This is a genomic window from Psychromonas sp. SR45-3 (assembly GCF_014163575.1).
GTDB lineage: Bacteria > Pseudomonadota > Gammaproteobacteria > Enterobacterales > Psychromonadaceae > Psychromonas > Psychromonas arctica.
This window is the reverse complement of the sequence record NZ_JACJDP010000026.1, coordinates 25,317-48,070: the sequence shown is the minus strand read 5'-3', so window position 1 is coordinate 48,070 and position 22,754 is coordinate 25,317. Positions and strand designations below refer to the sequence as shown.

Below are 22,754 nucleotides of genomic sequence, written 5' to 3'. Positions count from 1 at the left end.
GTCCTTAAAAGGCGGCTTACGTAAAGCGAGTCGCCTTTTTGCAAATTATAAATATCAACTTATTGATTTTTACTCGGCTATCTCGACCGTGTTGTTAAGTGAGTGAGCAAGCATCACACCTTATTTAATTAAAGTGTGCGAAAGGTTAAAACACTCTGCTGTAATCAAATTTCATATGACGTACGCTCGAATCCGTACCTTCAAAACATTTTTTTAATAATACTAAGTACAACTCTCCTGTCGCTAGAGAATCAACCAATGCACCATGTGCTGCATATTCAGGTAAATTATGCCGAGCACGAATGGACCCTAGTCTAAAGTCTTCCGTCTCAGCGCTATCTTTATAAGCATGTAAGGATTTCTCCATCTGTAATGTATCAACCCATAACAGGGGTAATGGCGGTAATTGATACTGTTGCGCAATGTAGTAGTTTAAAAAACGCTTTTCCACGACACTACCATGCACGATAAGCACTTTTCCTACCAGTTCGTCTAATAATGCATCAAGTACCTCAGCCCAAGGTTTACCTTGTTCAAGCATCTCAGGGACAATATGGTTGATCACGGCAGTTTCAGCCTTAATGTTTTCTGCACAATTAATTAAGGTTTCTACTGCTTCAGACAATAACAATTGTTGATTAACCAATGGCAAATAACCAACACTCAATAAAGAGTTATATTTAGGGTCAAAACCAGAGGTTTCAAAATCGACCGAGAGGTAATCAAGCGAAAAAATATCTTCGTCTAAACCGGGCAAAGGTGACGATAATAGCGCTTTTATATTACCAGGTACTTGGTATTTATTGAGATAACACTCACGCTCTCGCTTTAATTTATTGAGCGGATGAAAATATTGTAAAATACGACGCATGGTTTCCTTCCATTAATCAATAAACCTAAAATAAGCCTTTTTACTAGCTGTTAAACTTTAGCTTGGTGTAATCTTGCAAGTCTGCAATGATCCTAAAAGCATCTTTTAAATGCTTTCTTTCAAAACTACCAAAGGTTTCAGGAATAATATTATTATCAGGTACTTTACCTTCTTGTAAGGCACTTAACTGATGTGACAAACGTACTTGTGTGAGGAATTGAAATGAACCTTGTACATTTTTAAGCATGTCTTCACTTAATAAATTATGTTCATAAGCATGTTCAAAACGAGCCATTGTTTCTGCTTTTTCTGACCCCGATGACAACCCGTAAATACGCGCTAAATCAACCAACAAATTAATCGCAAACTTTTTAATATTTAAGGTTTTAGAGTTTTCACCACTTTTCTCTAAGACTAATGAGTTAAAAATACCTAGCGGTGGACTCACTGATACAGAATCTCTGACCATTGAAGATAGAAAAACATTAGAAGACTTAATACTGGAAAATAAATGTGCTTGAAGTTCCTTGTTGAAGCTTTCATTGCCATATAGCCAACGTGTTTCTAAAAAAACAGTGACATTTAAAAGACTCTCGTACTCTGGATTAGCTACCCACTTACTATAAGAGGCTTTCCACACCTTCAATGGTACACACCATTTAGGGTTAACCGCCATGAATTTACCACTACACAGGGGGTAAGCACACGCATCTAGCGCATTACATACCCACATCGCAACACCTTGAAAATAAATACGATCCGCGCTCGTTGCATCATCAGACAAAATAATTGCATTATCTTGATCTGACAACATATGCACTTCATTACGCGCATGGGAGCCGGCCACAATCCAAGCAAATTCACAGGGAGGTTTGCCAAAATGACCTTCTGCTATTTGTAATAAACGGCGATTATAAGCATCCATGATCATGGTCATAACATGACCAATAATATCGCCACTAACTTTGCCTTCCACTAATGCTTCAAAAATAGCTTGTCGCTCGGGTGTCAGTTTTGTCAGGTCTGCGACACTATTGGCGTATTTAATTTTTTCAATTAAAAATACCGCCTGTATTCTATTATTTCGGACTAAATGTGTTGTTGTCAGCACGCCTAGTACTTTATTCCCTTCAACAACGGGTAAACTGCGTACATTATTTTGCATCATGATTGATGATGCCTTAAGTACTAAGTCGTTTGGTCCAATAGTTAGCGGATTGGGTGTCATGATCTCTTTGACTGGGCGGTTATAATCCAATCCAACGACAATGACCCGTTTAGTCATATCACGGTCGGTTATCAAACCAACAATTTCACCATTTTCAGTGATCACCGCCGTTGGTGAGCACACAGCCATGATCTCTTCAGCGACTTTTCTGATCGGTGTACTGGAGTCGGCGACTACAATTTTATCACTGGCGACTTCAGAGACTTTTTTAACAAAAATACCTTTCTCACTATCTGACCAGACAACATCGAGTGCGGAATGCAAACGCACTTGAACGTTACCAGCAAAGTGTTCTGCAAAGTCGGGATACTCTTCTAGTAATCGTAATAAGTCTGAATGCGGCACCAAATAAAGCAGGGTATTTTCAATAGCAATGGCATTGTAATCTTGTTGAGACTCTTTATGTTTATCCAAAAAAGTAAAACCAAACAGATCTTCAGGCCCTAATTTAGCTCTCAACATGCCATTATGCTTACGTTGTTCCATGGAGCCAGTACGGATCACATACAGATAACGCAGCTCCTGGTCTCCACCAAATTGAATTTGTTCACCTTTCGCCAAATAAGTTATTTTTATACAACAAGCTATTTTACGCTGTAAATCTTTTGGCAATTTGTCAAAGGGATCAATTGTAGCGATAAAGTCATGAACATTGGGGATCAAAGTTTGAGGCATAAATAGTCCTTTAAATGACATCAATAGATTAAACCCAAAAATCATCTCTAGAGCAGTGAATCTTCCGAGGTTATTTTCAAGTGATTTGTATAAGATACAATCTATATAATTGAGTAAGTTTATATAAAGTAATGTTATATAAACAGATGGTAAGCTTACTAGAAACAGCGAAAGAGAGTCTTTTTAAAAGTTAACTAAATTATTTTCTGCTTCTTTTCAAGCATACTAAATGTTTTCAGGCATACTCATTTTGAGAATAGAGGTATAGGCACCTAAATATCTAAATATCTAAATATCTAAGTATCTACCTAAGCAAGGCACCCACTATAAGGCCCTAAGGCTTCTAATAGCTTTTCTAATCACTGTTTAGTAATCGTTAACAGTACACTAAGACTAAAAACTAACCTTTATCTCGCACCTAAAATAAAATATTATAATACAATAGAAAGTATCTTAGTCAGTACTCGGTAAGCGACGCTTACTTTTACTTAACAGCTCTACATTTGCTTGACGTGCTTTGTTTGCGTCTCCAGCCATGATTGCAGAATAGATAGCTCGATGCTCTCCGATACAAGTGCTGCCTTTAATTGAAGAATGAGCAATGAAGCTTTTAAACATGGTGCAGAGAACATTTGCAAGCGGTAAATAAAAACTATTTCCCGTAGACAAAAATATCAATCGATGAAATTCCATGTCAGCTTCAGTCCAACGTTCAAGGTCAAAGTTTTTAGATATATAATCCATCTGCTGAAATGTTGCAGACAATAAAATACGCTGCTCTGCGGTTGCATTTTCAGCGGCTAAGGCTGCAGCTTCGGGCTCTAATGCATTACGCAGTGATAAAAAATCTCGATAAACAGCATTATTATCACCAATACCTGTCAACCAATCTAATAGTTGTGAGTCTAAAAAATTCCAGTTTTCTCGGCTTGTTACACGCGTTCCAACCTTAGGTTTTGATTCCAACAACCCTTTTGATGTGAGCAACTTAATTGCTTCACGCAGCGAGGTTCGGCTGACCTTAAACTGCCCGCATAGTATCATTTCACCTGGAATTATTTCATTTTCAGCTACTTCTCCTGAAAGGATTTTACGAGCGATCTCACGTGCAACTTGCACATGTAGGCTACGTTTACCCCCAGCGATTTCTTCAAATGCATTATGCATAAGGTATCTTCCTTTAATAAAGTCACTTAATAGTAATACAAATAGCTTGAGTTTCATATACACAAATACTAAGGCTATTTATCTTCTGTGATTTATGTAGGTAAATAACTTTTATCTTTTGTAGTATTTGTGAACTAATACTCAGGTATAAATAAACGAATGACGCTAAAGGCAATCATGAATATCATCGTTACTGTGAAAAATAAATCCCCCATTTCATTAAATAACCTTAATTTTAAATAATGAAAGCGTCTTTATATTTAAATTCATAAAGTTATATGACTTATTATACAGTACCGCTAGTTTTGCGAAGTTCAAGACAATTTAATGAATTAACAATGGATGGTTGCGAGATAAATCAACGTAGAAATTCACGGAAATAACGGTATTGTATGGTTTTGCTTATCCAGAGTTGAGGTTAGATAGGTTAACTGAGTTTTACCAAGAGAAAATAACCAATAAAAAGCCCACAATGAAGTGGGCTTAAGCTTGCTGTTTCGTCTATTAATGGATCAGCATCGTAAATGCTTATACAGAAAAAGGATATTTAATCGCCTCATGACATTGGTAATTAAGCACTTCAAAGTCATCCATCGTTACCCAAGTTTCTAAGTCTTCAAGGGATGTAATTTCCGGATTAATCTTTAATTGCGGAGATGGAAATGGCTCTCTTTTTAATTGTACCTCTTGCATCAAGCTTAATTGGTCTTCATAAATATGTGCATTAACAATTTTATGATACGCCTTACCCGCTTTTTTACCGGTGATCTGCGCCATTAATGCTAAGAAAGCAAAGACTTGCACTTGGTTAAAATTAAGGCCAAGCGGCACATCACACGAACGCTGATAGCTAGTCAGGTGCAACGTATCCCCTAACAATGAAAAAGTGTGCGTGTGCATACATGGACGAAGGCACCCCATATCAAACTCACCGGGATTATAAAAAGTAAGTATCTCAGCACGATCATCGATGCCATTTCTTAAGTTATCAACAATTTTTTTTAATTGATCTAAGGTAGTTCCATCGGGTTTTGCCCAAGCGCGCCCTTGCACGCCGTAGACTCTCCCCATATCATCTTCACCTTGACGGTATTTATTATTTAACCATGCATCATTTAAATTAGCATTTGCATCCCAGGTTTTTGTGCCTAAAGCACGGAAATCTGCGGCATTATCATAACCACGGATATAGCCTAAAAACTCAGCAATCGCAGATTTATAAAAGCTTTTACGGGTAGTGATCATTGGGAATTGATTATTGCCTACATCATATTCTAAATCCGCATTGATCACGGTTAAACAGCGTTTGCCCGTGCGTTCATTTTCAATCCAAGTGCCTTGGTCGATAATGCGTTGGCATAAGTCTAAATACTGTTTCATTGATTGTTACCTTTATTTTTTTTAGATTGATTTTTCTCGGCTTGAATCGGGTTAACTTTGTAAGCATAAACCATCAAAGCAGAACCGATAATAATCATTGGTAAAGACAGTATTTGTCCCATACTCAATCCTAGTGTCAACAAGCCAAGATGTGCATCTGGTTCACGGGCAAATTCAATAATAAAGCGGAATGTACCGTAACCTAATAAGAATAAGCCTGCGACTGAACCGGCAGGTTTTGGTTTACGAATAAACAGCAATAAGATAATTAATAGTAATACACCTTCTAATGCGAATTCATATAATTGCGAAGGATGACGAGGCAGTGGGCCAGCGTTGTGGAAGATAATGCCAAAAGGAGAATCAGTAACGCGCCCCCACAATTCAGAGTTGATAAAATTACCAATTCGCCCAGCCCCTAAACCAACGGGTAACAATGGAACAATAAAATCTCCTACCGATAAAATAGAACGTTGCTGACGTTTCGCATAAATAATAATAGCAGTGACCACTCCGATAACGCCACCATGGAATGACATGCCGCCTTCCCATATTCTAAATAGGTATAATGGATTATCTAAGAAAGTAGGGAATTGATAAAAGAAGACGTAACCAATTCGACCACCAAGAATAACGCCCATGAAACCTGCAAATAAAAGGTCACTTGCTTGTTCACGCGTCCAAACACCCTTGGAGTTATCACAAACTCTATTCGCCATCCAAAATGCATAAGCAAATCCAACAAGGTACATCAAGCCATACCAGCGAATATCTAAAGGGCCAAGACTAATAGCGATCGGGTCTATATTGGGTAATACATAATGAGATGATGACATGTTTTACTCTGGTTAGTGATTTTAATGGCAGTATCATAACGTAATCACGGCATTACCTTAAGTCGTTTTATATGAATGATGGCGGCATTGATTATAACCAGGAGATAAATTTAAAAGATAACCTTAACCTGGATCCCCCCCACCTAAAAATCAACAATTATTCAACAACTTTATTACAACTATTTGACCGTTTGGGCGTATTAACGCTTTTATCGCTTAATTATTTAAAAAACAGCAATTACAGCACTATATTGCGACTAATTATGCTATTTTCTTTGCCAAATTCTGATCTGTAATAATTTCGCTTATAATTGAGTTGTTACAATCCCCCTAAATCAATATTTATAAAAATAACGCTGGTTATAGCTTAATGTTTTAATTGAACATTTGAGCTTTAATTGCCTTTAAAATAAAAATAGGACATATTTATGAGTTCAACCCCTACTCTTCTCCAACGCATGATGAATGGCAGTTTAGTATTACAGATTGTTATTGGTATTATCGCTGGAGTCTGCCTTGCAACGGTTTCACCAAGCAGTGCTACTTCTGTTTCTTTTCTTGGTGGATTTTTTGTTAGCGCACTAAAAGCTGTTGCTCCTATCCTTGTTTTTATTTTAGTTGCCTCATCCATTGCCAACCAAAGTAAAGGTACGCATACCAATCTTACACCTGTTATTCACCTATATTTAGTCGGTACTTTATTAGCTGCAATAACAGCAGTATTATTTAGTTACGCTTTTCCAACAGAGCTAGTACTCATTACCACTGATATCAACGCCACACCGCCAGATGGTATTTTAGAAGTATTAAATACACTGCTATTTAAAATAGTAGATAACCCTGTGAATGCGCTATTAAAAGGTAACTTCATTGGTATCTTGGCTTGGGCTATAGGTTTAGGGCTAGCACTTCGACATGCAAAGCAATCGACTAAAGATATTTTGCATGACCTAGCACACGGCGTATCTAAAATTGTACAGCTTGTGATCCGCTTAGCACCTATCGGTATCTTTGGTTTAGTGGCTGCGACTTTTGCTGAAACAGGTTTTGATTCGTTAATTGGTTACTCGCATTTATTAGCAGTATTAATCGGTTCAATGTTGTTTATTGCTTTGGTTGTAAACCCGATTATTGTGTATATCAAACTAGGTACCAACCCTTACCCATTAGTCTTTCAATGTTTACGTGAATCAGGTGTAACCGCATTCTTTACACGTAGTTCTGCAGCTAATATTCCGGTTAATATGGCTTTATGTAACAAATTAAAACTGCATGAAGATACCTACTCTGTATCTATCCCATTAGGTGCAACTATTAATATGGCGGGTGCTGCGATTACTATTACGGTATTAACACTTGCAGCAGTGCATACGCTAGGTATTGAGTTTGATATCCTAACGGCTATTTTATTAAGCGTTGTAGCGGCTATTTCTGCCTGTGGTGCATCAGGTGTTGCCGGTGGTTCTTTGTTATTAATTCCATTAGCATGTAGTTTATTTGGTGTGCCAAATGAAATTGCAATGCAAGTGGTTGCAATAGGATTCATCATTGGTGTGGTACAAGATTCAGCTGAAACTGCGTTAAATAGCTCAACAGATGTTATTTTCACTACTGCTGCTTGTCGTGCAGAAGAAGCAAAAGAGTTAGCTGCTCAGTCATAAGTTCCCCCTAGTCGCGCTATTACATTTACACTTGCTACATAGCGCGACTAGCTAGAAGCATCAACGCTAGCAGAGCAAAAATGGACACAATAAAGTTAATATCATGAAGTATACTTACTGGCTATTGCGTTCAGAATAATGCGTTATAAAAGAAAAAACCGAACTAATTAGTTCGGTTTTTTTTATTTTCTTTTCATTCCCTTTTTATAGTAATCACGGTTTAAATGTTTATTTCTTACCTGCTCGAACAAATCCACCTAGACCTTTAGCATCTAAATAATCAATAAAGGTTTTTTTAATAAAGGCACCATCATGCCCCTTTAGTGCAACTTGTGTACAGGCTTCTAACTCTGGGATGGTCACTTTGTTAAGTAAATATTTAACCTTATTAATATTAAAAGCATTCATACTTAGTTTTCGATACCCCAAACCTAACAACATTAATAAGCCGATCGGATCCCCGGCAAGCTCACCACAAATACTCACTTCAATATTATTTTTTTGGCTCTGTTTTAAAATAAACTGCATCGCTTGTAGTACTGCAGGATGATAACTATCAAATAGGTCTGCAACACGACTATTATTACGGTCTACAGCCAATAAATATTGTGTTAAATCATTAGTCCCAATAGATAAAAAGTCCACCAGCGGGGCCAATTGATCAATAATAAAGATAGCTGAAGGCACTTCAATCATTACACCAATATCAGGTAGAGGAAATTGTTCAGTAGTTAAATGTTGCTCCCAACAAATCTCTTGCCATGCTTGTTCAATTAAACGCTTCGATTCTTCCACTTCCCCTACAGATCCCACCATCGGTAACATAATACGTAAATTCTGCGTATTAATACTAGCCCGTAACATGGCACGGATTTGAATCAGGAATATCTCAGGGTGGTCCAATGTTAAACGAATACCACGCCAACCTAAGAATGGATTTTCTTCAGTGATCGGGAAATAACTGAGTTGCTTATCGCCACCAATATCCAAGGTGCGCATGGTTACCGGTAGATTTCTGTATTGTTCAAATAAAAGTTGATATGTACTGACTTGCTCTTGTTCTGTTGGAAACGCGCTGCTGAGCATAAAAGGTAGCTCGCTGCGGTATAAACCAATGCCAGAGAAGTTTTGTTCTTTAAACACGTCCGGTGTGGTGTTTAGCCCTGTATTCAGTAGCACTTCAATCTCACAGCCATCTTTGGTCATCGCAGCTTGATTTGCACCTAATTCAACCAGTGCTTTCATCTCATTTTCTTCATCAAGCAGTATTTGATATTCTGCAATCAATGACGCTTCTGGTTCAATAATGATAGTGCCAGCATAGCCATTAATAATAATATTTTTATGTGCTAAATTTTTAACTCTTAAAGATACCCCCAATACAGCAGGGATCCCTAATGCTCGCGATAAGATTGCAACATGCGAGCTCAAACCACCTCGTACTGAAATAATACCTTTTAATTTATCTGGAGGGATCATTGCTAGCATCGAAATAGTGACTTCTTCAGCGACGAGAATAATCTCTTCAGTAAAGTCTTGCTTTTCATCATCACGATTTGATAGATGGTATAATAAGCGCTGGCCAACATCCCTAATCTCAACAGCCCGTTCTCTTAAGTATGGATCGCTCATACTCTCAAACTGTTGAATATAAGTTTCTGCTACAGTTTTAACGGCACTTTTAGCAGTTAAATGTTGTTGTCTAATTTGCACTTCAACTGCCGTTAGTAATGCTTTGTCTTTTAATAAATGGCCGTAGACATCAAATAGCATAAAAGCATCTTTGGATACTTGCTCTTTAAGCGTAATTGATACTTTAGAAAACTCATCAGCACAAGCTTGTACTGCATTTGTAAAAGATTGCATCTCCAGATCAGGTTTTTCACTTAACTCAATACCCACATCACTCAACAATAAATGGGCCTGTAAAACATGGGCTTTATTAATTGATATACCAGAACTCGCTGGGCTACCTTGTAAGTGCACCGAGCGATTTTTGGGCGCCTTTTCATCGGGTAAATCTAATAAAGTTCCGCCTAATACGCTACCTAGGTGGACAGCTAAGGTCACTAAAAATGACTCTTCTAACTCATTAAACAATCGCGGTAATCGCTGCTGAGCAACTAATACACCTAATACTTGACGTTTATGGATAATAGGGACGCCGAGAAACGAACTAAATTGTTCTTCATTACTGGATGGTAGATATTTAAATTGAGGATGTTCAGAAACGTTTGCTAAATTAATCGGTTCACCTTTTTGATAAACCAGACCAACAATACCTTCATTAAAATTAAAATGCGTTGCACCAACGACTTGGCTATCTAGACCTTCACTTGCCATCAATGTCAGCTTTTGAGTTTCTTTATTAGTAATAAAAATAGAACAACAATCCAAGATCATTGTACTTTTGGTTTGCTCTACTAATAAGTTCATAGCATCAGAAAGTGTACTTGCCTCACCGAATTGCTCTACGATTTGACGAAGTTGGCTGAACATAAAACTCTCCTATTAATAAGGGAAGAAGCAATTACTTGAAGGAACCTCGGCGAGGTCGTTTATTTCTCTTTTTATCTGATTTGTGCATTAATGAAAATGCTGCATGACAAAATTCAGCGAGTGCTCTTCGGTATACATCGCGTTTAAATGAAACGACTTGTCGAACGGGGTACCAATAAGTAACCCATCGCCAGTCATCAAATTCGGGATGGCCGCAAGTGTCAAATCCAATTTGCTCTTCTTCTGTTATCAATTGTAATAAAAACCAGCGTTGTTTTTGGCCAATGCATATAGGCGCGGGAGACTCCCAGCGTACTAAACGTTTAGGTAACTTATAACGTAGCCACTGACGGCTACTTACGACTACTTTTACATGCTCAGGTTTTAAGCCGACTTCTTCATATAACTCTCGATACATAGCTTGTTCAGGTGTTTCACCTTCTTTAATTCCACCCTGTGGAAACTGCCATGAATGTTGACCAAAGCGCTTAGCCCATAAAACTTGACCATTTTTATTACAAATGATGATACCTACATTGGAACGATAACCATCAGCATCAATCATTAAAAACCTTAATAAGGTTAAGATCCATCTTCATTTATACACAAGTAAATAGGCGATAACACGGGATGGATGAAATTATAATTATGGATGCATTCTTTCACAGAAACCCTTTACCATCAAACCGATAAACGCTAAAAAAATTAATCGATACTACCTGCATCACGTTTACGTAAAGTGTACTGTGAAATATATCCACTAAATCTGTGCATAACTATGTGCACAATTAAAATTTAATAAAAGATCTAGAAAAAGACATAAACTTCAAGATCTTTATTTAATTATTTTACCAATAAATTTTTCAATATAAAACAATAAGTTACCTTTTAAAGATAAACTACCACCTTTTGACCCTGTCATTAGATCCAGTATTTTTAATTCACAGCCCAATGTGAATATCTTACACGTTTAAAAAATAGTCATTATCAATTTGAGTGGCATTTTTTGTTTAAAAAATAAACACTAAAACAATTTATTAGCCTACTTTAAGTTCTTTTTTAAAATAAATCTTAGGATCTTATGATCTATTCAGTTATCCACTAAAATTGTGCATAACTCTGTGTAAGTTCATTTTACAACTATGAATAACCCCAAATAAAAAAAACACGTATAATAAATGGGTCTATGTTTTTAAGCGGTTAAGAGAGTACCTATGAGGCCAACACCCCAATCAGAAGCTGAATTATTAACCTATTGCGAAGCTATTGCGGGCTATTCATTATCAGAATTAGCAAAGATTGCTAAAATTGATGTGCCTGAAAACTTGCGTAAAAATAAAGGTTGGGTTGGACAACTTATTGAATGGCACTTGGGTGCGGCGGCAGGCAGTAAACCAGAACAAGATTTCAAACACTTAGGGATTGAATTAAAAACAATCCCTATTGACAGTCAGGGTAAAGTTTTAGAAACAACTTTTGTTTGTAGTACCCCCATTCTACACACAACACACTTAACTTGGCATAACAGTAATATACGTAATAAGTTAAGCAAAGTATTATGGCTTCCTGTACAAGGTGAACGAAAAATCCCTCTTTCAGAACGTATTGTTGGTAACGGTTTTTTATGGACAGCCTCAAAATTACAAGAACAATTAATGCAGCAGGACTGGGACGAGCTAATGGAGAAAATAGCATTAGGTCAAATAGAAACCATTAGTGCTCGAGATGGGCAAGTATTACAATTACGTCCAAAAGCAGCAAATGGTCAATGCGTTACCGATGCATACGGTGAGCAAGGACAACTCATTAAAGTCCGCCCTCGTGGTTTTTACCTTAAGAAAGCGTTTACGCAAGAGATTATTAACCATCAATTTAATCTAAATTAACTTTCATCGAATAGATGACTAGAATTTATACAGTGTTTAAAGTAAATTAAATATAGGATAATACCTTTAGGGAGCAACAAGTATGAGCATTAAAAAACAATTTTTAAAAAATAAACCAATCGTTAAAGTGACTTTTGAAGTATCAAAAGAGATCGCAAACGGGGCAGCAAGCATTGATTTGTTGTCTGAGCATAATCAATGGCAAGCCATTGAACTGAAAAAGTTTAAAAATGGTAAATTCAAGGTTGCTGAAAATATTTCAACTGAAGAACGTGAAGGCTTACAGTTTATTTATAAAGTGACTTCTGAAGCGGGTGAAGAATCAATATTGCTACCTGATGGTGCTGATAATTACGTTGATAATGGTATGAATGATGGCGGTAAGAATGCTGTGATATTGCTTACAGAATAAGTCCTTTGTTGTTTTACAGTTATTCATAAAAGTCGCTTTTGCGACTTTTTTGTTACCTTTTCAGCCCCCTAAAAACTAGACTAAAAGTAAGTAACAGCTAAAATTAATATTTTGGGATAAAAGTAGCACAGTATTTAATGTTGATATTTACTGCGATCACCAAGATCATAATGCAGCGGCATACGTAACTTTTTGTAGGCCATGTAAGCAGTGATCAGTGCGCTCACTATTGCAAAAATAGCAGCAATTACAGGTTTTGAAAAAAACACACCATAGTAGAAAGCACAAAATAACAAGGGATTGATTTTCACTATCATTAGTGAAAAGCAAAAGCTTTCTTTATAACTCACACCTGCACAACAAATTAATAGCGCCCCTAGGCTTAAATGGGTGATAACTTGTCCGCTACTAATAAAGCTCAAAGAAACTAACCACACACCTAACCATGCACTAGTAACTAGAATGTAACGAATATTTTTATCATAAATATGTAGATTAGCGGCCAATAATAACACCGAAAAAGCCATCCACACTAAGCCATGTTTGTACCATACAGGGTAATACAATTGCTGCAGCGCTATAGTTAATAAACTAATCGTTAAAAAGACCATGCCAGCGCGATAGCTAATGATACTCATTTTATCGAGCAAGGTAAGTTTTGCTTTAACTTTAATGTCAGCCATTTATATGCTTTCTTTATAAATAGTAATACAGTTTCTACCGTTCTTTTTACTCTGATACAAGGCATCATCCGCCTGCTTAATAAGCCGCTCTACTGAGCTGCTTTGATCAGGTACTACTGCGCTAATGCCAAAACTCATTGTTATAATTCCCCCTGGGTTATGAGAATGAGTAATGTGACTCTCTTTTAACGCTTGTTTTATTTTATTAGCAATTTGTCGGCCATCCTCAGCATTGCTATTGGGTAATAGAATCACAAACTCTTCTCCTCCGTAACGCGCACTTAAATCGGCACTACGTGTTGTTGATTGCTTGATCAATGCACTAGTAATGCGCAGGCAGTGATCGCCATGTTGGTGTCCATAAATATCGTTAAACTGCTTGAAAAAGTCGATATCAGCAAGAATTAAACAAAGCGAACCCTTTTCTCGTTGTAGGCGCATCCATTCTTTGGCAATAGTTTGATCAAAGAAGCGACGATTAAACAATCCAGTAAGACCATCCTCCTGCGATAATTGCTGTAGTGATTTATTAACCGAAATCAGCTCAGCGGTACGTGATTTAACCGTTTTTTCTAATTGATATTTAGCTTTGTACAAATTCAAATACAGTGCACTTTTATTAACTTGTAGGTCATGTACTCGATAAGCTAACGCTAATGAGAAGACAACTAATTCAATCAGCGATCCAAGCATAAAACCATAACGAGTAAAGAAATTAAAGGGTAAAACCCCAGCATTTACGCCTGCAACAGCAAACACTCCTAACGCATACCAACTCAACCCAAACAGAGCATAATTAGCGAGTGGTACTTTTTTAAAGTAGGCAATAATATTCACTAATAATAGAAATAAAGTGCTTGGCATGGCGATATAGATAATTAAATAATAATAATGAGTGTTGATACCGCTAACCACACTTTGCAGGATAAACAAGGCCATCAAGAACTGTAAACAAAAGTCTATTTTTGGCAAATTACTGCCGGTCTGTAATAATGTTCGAACAAATTGCAATAGAAAAACAAACGAGATGGAAATTGAAATTATATATAAATAGTGCACTGAAGCAGATTCAATAACATACAGATCAAAGCCACTGTACATAAAGACAAAAATAATAAAAGTAAGGCAATACAATACATAATGAAAATATAATTTATCCCTTAATGAGATCAATAAGAATAAATTATAAATAAACATAGCCAAGGACATGCCAAAAAATAACCAGTATCCAGCAATTTCTATTTGTTCATCCTGCGCATATTGATAGGGAGACTTTACCTCAAGCCCGACAGTCACCAAGTTAATTTCGGTATTGATCTTAGCATATATTGTTTTTGTTTCGCCAGGTTGCAATGGCACACTAAAGCTCGGTAACCGATTATGAATGCTGCGCTCCGCAACAGGGACTGCTAAACCACTTTGATCATGAAACCATCGCGTATTATTATTTTTAGCTAGGCTCGAATCTCTAACTCGATAGTAAATATCTGCTTGATAGAGAAAGGTTTCATTAAACTTAACGATCCGCTCTATCGCTTGCTCGCTTTGGTTATGCATCTGAAATACAAACCAATAATTTGCTCGTTCAACGGATATATTAATACGTGAAGTACTGTTACTTTGATCTAGATTAAGCTCACTAATATCATCAATGGTCATTGATTTAGAGTGATCAATATAAATATGTAATGGGAAATTCTCAGCTAGATAATTAGCTTCTGCAACTTGCAGTGGTTGGTAGTTATGGGCTAAAGAAACAGAACTCAAAAAAAGTGAGTATATCATCAAAAAAATACGTAACATAAAAACCATCCGGTTTATTTTAAACTTTAAAATACAAAACAAAAATGTGATTTTAAAGTAAAAATTTAGTAACAAGTAATATATTTTCCAAAATATGCGTTTGCTCCAACTCAATCTTGACTACCACTGTAATAATTCACAGTGTATTATGATTTAAATAAGCAAATCGATTAATAAATAACACCCTCAGCCCACTAGAATATATCTATTATTCAACATAATTAGCGAGTGAGAAGTAATGAATAACATTGAAATCCGCGGTGCAAAAACGCATAACTTAAAAAATATCAGCCTTTCCATTCCTCGCGATAAGTTAGTTGTGATCACCGGCCTTTCAGGCTCAGGAAAATCCTCATTAGCTTTTGATACCTTATATGCAGAAGGCCAACGTCGCTATGTTGAATCATTATCCGCTTATGCTCGCCAATTTTTATCATTAATGGAAAAACCCGATGTAGAACATATAGAAGGTTTATCACCAGCGATTTCAATTGAGCAAAAATCAACTTCTCATAATCCTCGCTCCACGGTAGGCACCATTACTGAGATATCAGATTATTTACGTTTATTATTTGCCCGTATTGGCGATCCACGTTGTCCGACTCACGGTGTCACGTTACATGCGCAAACCGTTAGCCAAATGGTAGATGCTATTTTGGAGCACCCTGAAGGAAGTAAAATGATGCTTCTTGCTCCAATTGTTAAAGATCGTAAGGGCGAGCATGCAAAAATATTTGAAAGCTTAGCGGCTCAAGGCTTTTTACGTGCTCGCATTGATGGCGATATTTGTGATTTAAGTGATCCACCAAAATTAGCATTACATAAAAAACATAATATAGAAGTCGTTGTGGATCGTTTTAAAGTACGAGGCGACCTTAAACAACGTTTAGCTGAATCGGTTGAGACCACATTAGACTTAAGTCATGGGTCTGCAATATTAGCTGACATGGATAACAACCACCCAGAACAACTCTTTTCTGCTAATTTTTCGTGCCCACATTGTGGTTATAGCATTGCAGAATTAGAACCTCGTATCTTTTCATTCAATAGTCCTGCTGGTGCTTGTGAAACCTGTGATGGTTTGGGAGTCGAGCAGTATTTTGATGAGGCACGAGTGGTGACCGACAGCTCACTCAGCTTAGCAGACGGCGCCATTGAAGGATGGAGCAGTAAATCTAATTACTATTATCAAATAATACAGGCAGTCGCTGAACATTATGATTTTTCAGTAAAAAGCCCTTTTAAATCGCTTACCAAAAAGCAACAACAAATCGTTTTAAATGGTTCTGGTGCAGATAAAATTTCCTTCACTTATAGCAATGATAGAGGTGATCAAGTATCTCGCCTGCATTCCTTTGAAGGTGTTATTCCTAATCGCTCGCGTCGCTATAAAGAAACAGAGTCTTCTGCCATGCGCGAGTATTTAAGTAAATACATGAACCGTCAACCTTGTTCAAGTTGCCATGGTTCTCGCTTAAAAGAATCGTCGCGGAATGTATTTATCAATGACGTCAATCTTGCTTATATTTCAGAGCTCTCTATTTCAGATGCAGAACAATTTTTCAGAAATATTCAACTACAGGGTCAGAAAGCGCAAATAGCAGAAAAAATATTAAAAGAGATTTTAGAACGTCTCAGCTTTTTGGTAAATGTCGGCCTTAATTACCTCAGCCTAGAGCGAAGTGCAGAAACTTTATCAGGAGGGGAAGCACAGCGTATCCGTTTGGCGAGTCAAATAGGTGCAGGTTTAATGGGAGTGATGTACGTATTAGATGAACCTTCCATTGGCTTACATCAACGTGATAACGAGCGTTTACTAAAAACGCTCACTCATTTACGTGATTTAGGTAATACCGTGATTGTTGTAGAACACGATGAGGATGCAATACGTCAAGCTGATCATATTATTGATATTGGCCCTGGTGCAGGTATCCACGGGGGTGAAATAATTGCGCAGGGTAATTATCAAAAAATATTAAAAGCTAAAAACTCACTAACTGCCGATTATTTGAGTGGCCGTAAAGCCATTGAGATCCCAGCGCAACGAACACCACTCACTGGTAAATGGGTAAAACTTAATGCTGCAAGTGCAAATAACTTAAAATCAGTGAATTTAGCTTTACCTGTTGGTGTTTTAACCTGCGTAACGGGCGTATCAGGATCTGGTAAGTCGACATTGATTAACGATACTCTATTTCCATTAGCACAAACCAAGCTCAATAAAGCGACCACAATACAAGCCGCTAAGCATAAGAGTATTAGTGGCTTATCACAACTTGATAAAGTGGTTGATATCAATCAGAGTCCAATCGGTAGAACACCACGCTCAAACCCTGCGACTTACACTGGTATTTTCACACCAATTCGAGAGTTATTTGCAGCCACACCTGAATCTCGATCACGAGGTTATAAACCAGGCCGTTTCAGCTTTAATGTTAAAGGCGGACGCTGCGAAGCCTGTCAAGGTGATGGCATGATCAAAGTAGAAATGCACTTTTTACCTGATGTTTATGTGCCTTGTGACGCCTGTAAAGGACAACGCTATAACCGAGAAACCTTATCAGTGAAATACAAAGGTAAAAATATTCATGAAACCTTAGATATGACTGTCGAAGATGCATTTAAATTCTTTGAACCTGTGCCTGTTATTGCACGAAAATTACAAACATTAATGGATGTTGGTCTATCCTATATTCGATTAGGGCAAGCGGCGACAACTTTATCGGGTGGTGAGGCGCAACGTATTAAGTTAGCTAGGGAGCTGTCTAAGCGAGATACCGGCAAAACGCTGTATATTCTAGATGAGCCAACCACAGGATTACACTTCCATGACATTGCTCAACTGCTAAAAGTGATCCATACTCTGCGCGACAAAGGTAACACTTTAGTGATAATAGAGCACAATTTGGATGTTATTAAAACAGCAGACTGGATCATCGATTTAGGCCCTGAAGGCGGTAATGGCGGTGGTGAAATAATTGCAACAGGTACACCGGAAGAGGTAGTAAAAATAAAAGGCAGTTATACGGGACAATTCTTAAAAGCGATTTTAGATAAGAAGAAGTAACTCAATAGCGATTATTTATGAATTGGTTTCAAGAAATAAATAATCGCATCACAAGCAATCCTAGATAAACATGAGAGATAAATGGATTTACAACAAAAATTAACGCACACATTTTTTATTAGTTTTACACTTTTAATGGGATTCGGGGCACATTACTTCCAACATAATCAAGGGGGAAGTGGCTTAGAACTTGCAGTTAATAACGTGGTATGGATATTTTTCTCTCTATTGATCGGGTTAGGATTATGGAAAATAAGTGCACAACAAAAAGTAATTTACTCTAAATATACAGCCATTATTTTTATTGCTTTAGGATTATTATTTGTACCTGTTTTCTATCCCAACAATGTCTTAGCAGATCAAAGTTATACGCGTTTATTAGGGTTATTTGCAGGTATTTTACTGTTTCTCAGCCTGCAACAATTTAACTTTACTCGACCACAAGTCGAAAAGCTCTTATTGCTGATTGTGTTAGCAGGTTTAATACAAGCTTGTTATAGCCTGATGCAAGATTATTTATTACCAGCCGACAACTACTTTGGTTACAACGTAGGTTATGGCCGCCCCTATGGAATTTTCCAACAACCGAATGTGTTAGCTAGTTTTATGGCGACAACACTTATCCTGAGTGGCTATTTACTACAGAAAATAAACAATAAAAAGCTTCATATCTTCTTATTACTCACTGCAATGCTAAATATTTGGGTGATCACCGTTGCCATGTCTCGCACTGGTTATTTAGGCACAGTGATTGCTCTTTTGTTACTTGCACCTTGGGCGTGGCAAACAAACAAAAAACGTTTAGGCTTATTTTTACTGGCTATTGTATTAGGTACAGGCTTTGCTTCCATGAAGGGCGATGCATTAGGTGCTCGTAATGTAAGTAGCCTTGCAGAAGGAGGTCAACGACTGGTCCACTACAGTAATAGCTGGGATATGATCAAAGAAAAACCTTTGCTCGGTTACGGATACGGTAGTTTCGAAAAAGAATATTTAATTCATACCGCAGAAAAAGTAAAGAATGGCCAATCGAAGCCTGAAGTCTCAGTACTGACACATCCACACAATGACCTACTTTTTTGGGCAATTGAAGGTGGTGTTGCTCCTATACTGGGCATATTACTGCTCGTGTTCACTTTTATACTTTTATTATGCTCATTTAAGTTAAACAAAGCGTTAGCATTATTGGCTTTAGTGGTGCCGATTGCTGTACATACTCAAACAGAATATCCCCTCTATCATTCCGCCTTACATTGGTTAGTATTGATAGTATTGGTTTTTTATGTTGATTACGAATCCGAGACAACGCATCAAAAACGCTTTACCCCGACTTTTTTCCTGCGTGTTACGGGCACCTTAATTCCACTTTTCACTACCATCTTTATGGTGACCAACCTATTCACTATTTCAAAAATAACCGAATTTGAGCGCAGTAAAAATCCAGATATTCGTATATTAATGCATATTGTTAATCCACTTGTTTTTGATACTAATTTCACCTTTCATCTTTACAACTTCCGCTTGAACGGTGCGATACAAAATGATAATAAAACAGAAATAAAACAAATTATTAACGAATTAGAGACAACGGTTTATCGCTCTCCAAAACCTTTTTACTTTCATATTTTATATCTCGCTTATAAACACAGCGATCAACCAGAAAAAGCATTGCAAACATTACAATATGCTCGATTTTTATATCCTAAAGATAAAGGTCTTAAAAATGCAGATGCAGTGGAAAAAGAAACGTCTGATGCGGTTTCAACCGCTTTAACAACTGCTCCAGCCAAAACCACCAGCTCGTCACTAGCAAACTCAGAAGCCAATACACTGAATATTGAAAAGGGTAATCAATAAATATGTTGAAGGTATTAAGAACAATCTTCAGGGTTAGATTAAAGCATCAGTCAGGCGTTGATTTAGGCACTACATTGACCGCAATGCTACATTCATTAGCGCCATGTTTATTGGAGCGAAGTTCATTGACGTTACGTTCATTGCTCTGTTTTTTGACCTTAATCATGAGCGGTCTAGTGTTTACTGCCAATGCCGACATTTATATGTACACAGACAAAAGCGGAAATAAATTTTTCTCTGAACGTAAGGAAAACAAAAACTATAAGCTATTACTACGCAGTGATAGCAATAGAGCGCCACCTAGTTTTAAAAATTGGAAAGCGAAGAGTTATACCAATATTGCCATTCCGCGCAATACAACGCTACAGAGAAAATATCACCCTATTATAGTCAATGCAGCCAACAAGCATCAACTGGATCCAGCATTTTTACACGCGGTGATCACCGCAGAATCTGCTTATCAACGCAAGGCAATATCATCAGCAGGTGCTCAAGGATTAATGCAGCTAATGCCTGAAACAGCAAAGCGATTTGGCGTTAACGACCCATTCGATCCCACACAAAGCATTTTTGCAGGTGCGCTCTATTTAAAAACATTATTAAAAGAGTTTCGTAGCAAGGATTTAGCGTTAGCGGCTTATAACGCAGGAGAAGGCGCAGTAAGACGATATAAACGTCAGATTCCACCTTATCCGGAAACACAACAGTATGTCTCTAAGGTACTGACGTTTTATCAATATTATAAACACAATTTGTAGCGGCATTGAGCAGATAAAAGAGGCTCTTGAACGCTTAAAAGATAAGGTAATAAAGCGCGACTTAACTATCTTATCTTTTCAGCAACACTAATCTACTCTGCCCGTCTGTATTCAAACTGAATGCACAAAAAGTATATTATTGACTAATACGTAATTTGAATTGTTCACGCGTTTTTTGATCGGCTTTCTGGTACCAGTAATCTAACATTTTACCGGCAACATCGACTTCAGACTGAGTACCTGGAGTGGTAATAATTGTCACACGCTGTTGTAATGAAGCTGGTTGAGAGGTCAAATTATAATCTTTCATTTCTGCCACTAAATCGCGGTCAAACTGCATACCATTTTTCAATAGTTTACCCTGCTCAAATACCACTTTCTGTGACTGGCTGTCTTTTAAGCTAATACTCGGCTTTTCATTAAACGCATCACGTTCAGCTTGCGATGTTAATTTAGGAACGCTCATCACATAATTATCATCCTTTCCCGCAAAGGTCATAATGATAATATCAGAGGAATAAAATACATCATCTCCCCCTACGCGATAACGATCTTGATAACGAAATGCGATTTGGTTTTGACCATTTTTTAATAACAACGGTGAAACACTAGATGACTTTTCACCGTTAACAAGCTGCAATTTAACCTGTGATGGTATGGTTAACTGGATATCCGCTAACACCTGTGTACTTATGCAACAGGCCATTGCAATGCTCAAAATATTCCATAATTTCATCTTTAATTATCTCCAACTAAAACTAAAAAAGCACTCAAAAAGAGTGCTTTTCAGAATAAACTATCTCGTGAACCATAACCTAGAAGCCGTAACGAGCACCTAGTTGCAATTCATTTTCACGATCGCCAGCAGACATATCGTTATTTAATGCTAATTTGTAACTACCGTATACAGCAAAGTTGCCGACGTAACGTGCATATTCAACGGCAACAAAGTTAGTCTCTAATGATGCAATATCATCAGCTGAATAGTAGCTATATCCAATATTGACTAAGTTACCGTTATCTTCACCAAAGTAGTAACCCGCATAAGCATCTGCAGCAACAAAATCAGAATCTGCAATACCAGCAGCTGAAATATTACCAGTCATGCCTGTCGCTGCGAGGTAAACATTATTTTTTGAGTAGCGTGCAGCAACCATATAAGAATCTGATTGTCTTGTTTCCGCACCATTACCGTATTCTTGGTCACTGCTTGCGATACCTGCAGCTAATTCCACTTCAGGCGAGATTTTATAAGCAGCCATTACACCAAAACCATCGGCATTATCATTTGCATTTTGAGTACCAGATACTTGGAAAGTTAATGCATCTGCTTCATAGATATAACGTAATGTGTTTTTTGAACGGTCGCCTGATGTAGCTGTATTTTCATTAATATAACCAACAAATGTTTCAGCTACATCGGTGAAGTCAGTTAGGTAGGTAACTGCATTGTTTTGATGACCGTAAATAACAGTACCAAATTGAGTATCGCCACCCACGTAGAGATGACGTGTTGTTAGATTTGCTTCATTGTCATCTTTGTTTTCTTTAATTTCAAATTCATAACGACCAAAAACAGTCAAATCTTCATTTAACTTATTTTTACCATTTACATTCAAACGTACACGAGATTTATCAGTGTATTCGCCATCAGTTAGGTTACCACGTACTTCTACACGTCCACCTACATTGAATTCTTGGGCATCGTTTTTGTAAATAGTAGCAGCAGAAAGCGGAGCAGAAAGAATAGCACCAGAGGCAACGGCAATTAAATATTTATTGAATGTCATATTCATTTTCCTATAGTTTAGAATCATTTTTATTGATGATTTTGAGAGATAAGTGCTCGAATAAGCACCATTACTTTAGTCAAAAATGTAGACGATCCGTGTCCCTGTTAAGTAACGCCTCTAACTTATATAAGTTTTAAAAGGAATTCATGAATAAATGACACAAAAACTACAAATAGCG

Annotated in this window: 17 protein-coding genes; 6 read left to right on the top strand and 11 right to left on the bottom strand. The window is 37.2% G+C overall.

The genetic code is table 11. The features are described from left to right. Positions 1-145 precede the first annotated feature (145 nt). The 5 genes from H5084_RS13650 to lgt form a co-directional block, all read right to left on the bottom strand. The gene (locus tag H5084_RS13650) at positions 146-871 is read right to left on the bottom strand and encodes a 3'-5' exonuclease (protein WP_182690818.1); all 726 of its coding nucleotides are present in this window, start codon (positions 869-871) and stop codon (positions 146-148) included. A 43-nt stretch (positions 872-914) separates the two neighbouring features. After that, complete coding sequence (locus tag H5084_RS13645) at positions 915-2,774, bottom strand: putative nucleotidyltransferase substrate binding domain-containing protein (RefSeq protein WP_182690817.1); 1,860 nt, start codon at positions 2,772-2,774, stop codon at positions 915-917. Positions 2,775-3,227: 453 nt separating this feature from the next. Next, positions 3,228-3,941 (bottom strand): FadR/GntR family transcriptional regulator, encoded by a 714-nt coding sequence (locus H5084_RS13640; RefSeq protein WP_028868632.1) that lies wholly within the window; start codon positions 3,939-3,941, stop codon positions 3,228-3,230. Between the two features lie 528 nt (positions 3,942-4,469). Continuing rightward, entirely contained in the window at positions 4,470-5,321 is an 852-nt protein-coding gene (locus H5084_RS13635; protein WP_182690816.1) for a thymidylate synthase, read from the bottom strand. Next, positions 5,318-6,157 carry a prolipoprotein diacylglyceryl transferase gene (gene lgt / locus H5084_RS13630; protein ID WP_028868634.1) on the bottom strand — a complete coding sequence of 280 codons (840 nt, stop codon included), beginning with the start codon at positions 6,155-6,157 and terminating at the stop codon, positions 5,318-5,320. Before lgt ends, H5084_RS13635 begins: the two co-directional genes overlap by 4 nt. Before the next feature lie 428 nt (positions 6,158-6,585). Here lgt and sstT point away from each other — a divergent pair, with 428 nt between their 5' ends. Continuing rightward, positions 6,586-7,818 carry a serine/threonine transporter SstT gene (sstT, locus tag H5084_RS13625; protein WP_028868635.1) on the top strand — a complete coding sequence of 411 codons (1,233 nt, stop codon included), beginning with the start codon at positions 6,586-6,588 and terminating at the stop codon, positions 7,816-7,818. Between the two features lie 228 nt (positions 7,819-8,046). Here the strand turns inward: sstT and ptsP are convergent, their stop codons facing one another. Next, a complete protein-coding gene (gene ptsP, locus H5084_RS13620; RefSeq protein ID WP_182690815.1) occupies positions 8,047-10,317 on the bottom strand; it encodes a phosphoenolpyruvate--protein phosphotransferase in 2,271 nt (756 codons plus the stop codon). A gap of 31 nt (positions 10,318-10,348) precedes the next feature. Next, positions 10,349-10,882: an RNA pyrophosphohydrolase gene (rppH, locus tag H5084_RS13615; RefSeq protein ID WP_028868637.1), complete on the bottom strand. Its 534-nt coding sequence runs from the start codon at positions 10,880-10,882 to the stop codon at positions 10,349-10,351. A 649-nt stretch (positions 10,883-11,531) separates the two neighbouring features. Here rppH and mutH point away from each other — a divergent pair. Together mutH and H5084_RS13605 are read left to right on the top strand one after the other, a co-directional pair. Next, a complete protein-coding gene (gene mutH / locus H5084_RS13610; RefSeq protein ID WP_182690814.1) occupies positions 11,532-12,203 on the top strand; it encodes a DNA mismatch repair endonuclease MutH in 672 nt (223 codons plus the stop codon). Positions 12,204-12,285: 82 nt separating this feature from the next. After that, on the top strand, positions 12,286-12,615 hold the full coding sequence (locus tag H5084_RS13605; RefSeq protein WP_028868639.1) for a hypothetical protein: 330 nt from the start codon (positions 12,286-12,288) through the stop codon (positions 12,613-12,615). A gap of 134 nt (positions 12,616-12,749) precedes the next feature. On the opposite strand, the gene H5084_RS13600 is transcribed toward H5084_RS13605, so the two are convergent. Beyond that, entirely contained in the window at positions 12,750-13,298 is a 549-nt protein-coding gene (locus H5084_RS13600; protein ID WP_182690813.1) for a DUF2301 domain-containing membrane protein, read from the bottom strand. Next, on the bottom strand, positions 13,299-15,101 hold the full coding sequence (locus H5084_RS13595) for a diguanylate cyclase (protein WP_182690812.1): 1,803 nt from the start codon (positions 15,099-15,101) through the stop codon (positions 13,299-13,301). It abuts the gene before it with no gap. A 238-nt stretch (positions 15,102-15,339) separates the two neighbouring features. Between H5084_RS13595 and uvrA the strand changes: the two genes are divergently transcribed. The 3 genes from uvrA (at position 15,340) to H5084_RS13580 (ending at position 20,783) form a co-directional block, all read left to right on the top strand. Next, a complete protein-coding gene (uvrA, locus tag H5084_RS13590) occupies positions 15,340-18,168 on the top strand; it encodes an excinuclease ABC subunit UvrA (protein ID WP_182690811.1) in 2,829 nt (942 codons plus the stop codon). An 81-nt stretch (positions 18,169-18,249) separates the two neighbouring features. Continuing rightward, the gene (locus tag H5084_RS13585; protein WP_182690810.1) at positions 18,250-20,025 is read left to right on the top strand and encodes a PglL family O-oligosaccharyltransferase; all 1,776 of its coding nucleotides are present in this window, start codon (positions 18,250-18,252) and stop codon (positions 20,023-20,025) included. Positions 20,026-20,027: 2 nt separating this feature from the next. Continuing rightward, positions 20,028-20,783: a lytic transglycosylase domain-containing protein gene (locus tag H5084_RS13580; protein WP_259396804.1), complete on the top strand. Its 756-nt coding sequence runs from the start codon at positions 20,028-20,030 to the stop codon at positions 20,781-20,783. 136 nt (positions 20,784-20,919) lie between these two features. Here H5084_RS13580 and H5084_RS13575 read toward each other — a convergent pair whose 3' ends face one another. Both H5084_RS13575 and H5084_RS13570 read right to left on the bottom strand, forming a co-directional pair. Then, positions 20,920-21,519: a DUF2057 domain-containing protein gene (locus H5084_RS13575; RefSeq protein WP_028868686.1), complete on the bottom strand. Its 600-nt coding sequence runs from the start codon at positions 21,517-21,519 to the stop codon at positions 20,920-20,922. Positions 21,520-21,598: 79 nt separating this feature from the next. Beyond that, the gene (locus tag H5084_RS13570) at positions 21,599-22,573 is read right to left on the bottom strand and encodes a porin (RefSeq protein WP_028868687.1); all 975 of its coding nucleotides are present in this window, start codon (positions 22,571-22,573) and stop codon (positions 21,599-21,601) included. Between the last annotated feature and the right edge of the window lie 181 nt (positions 22,574-22,754).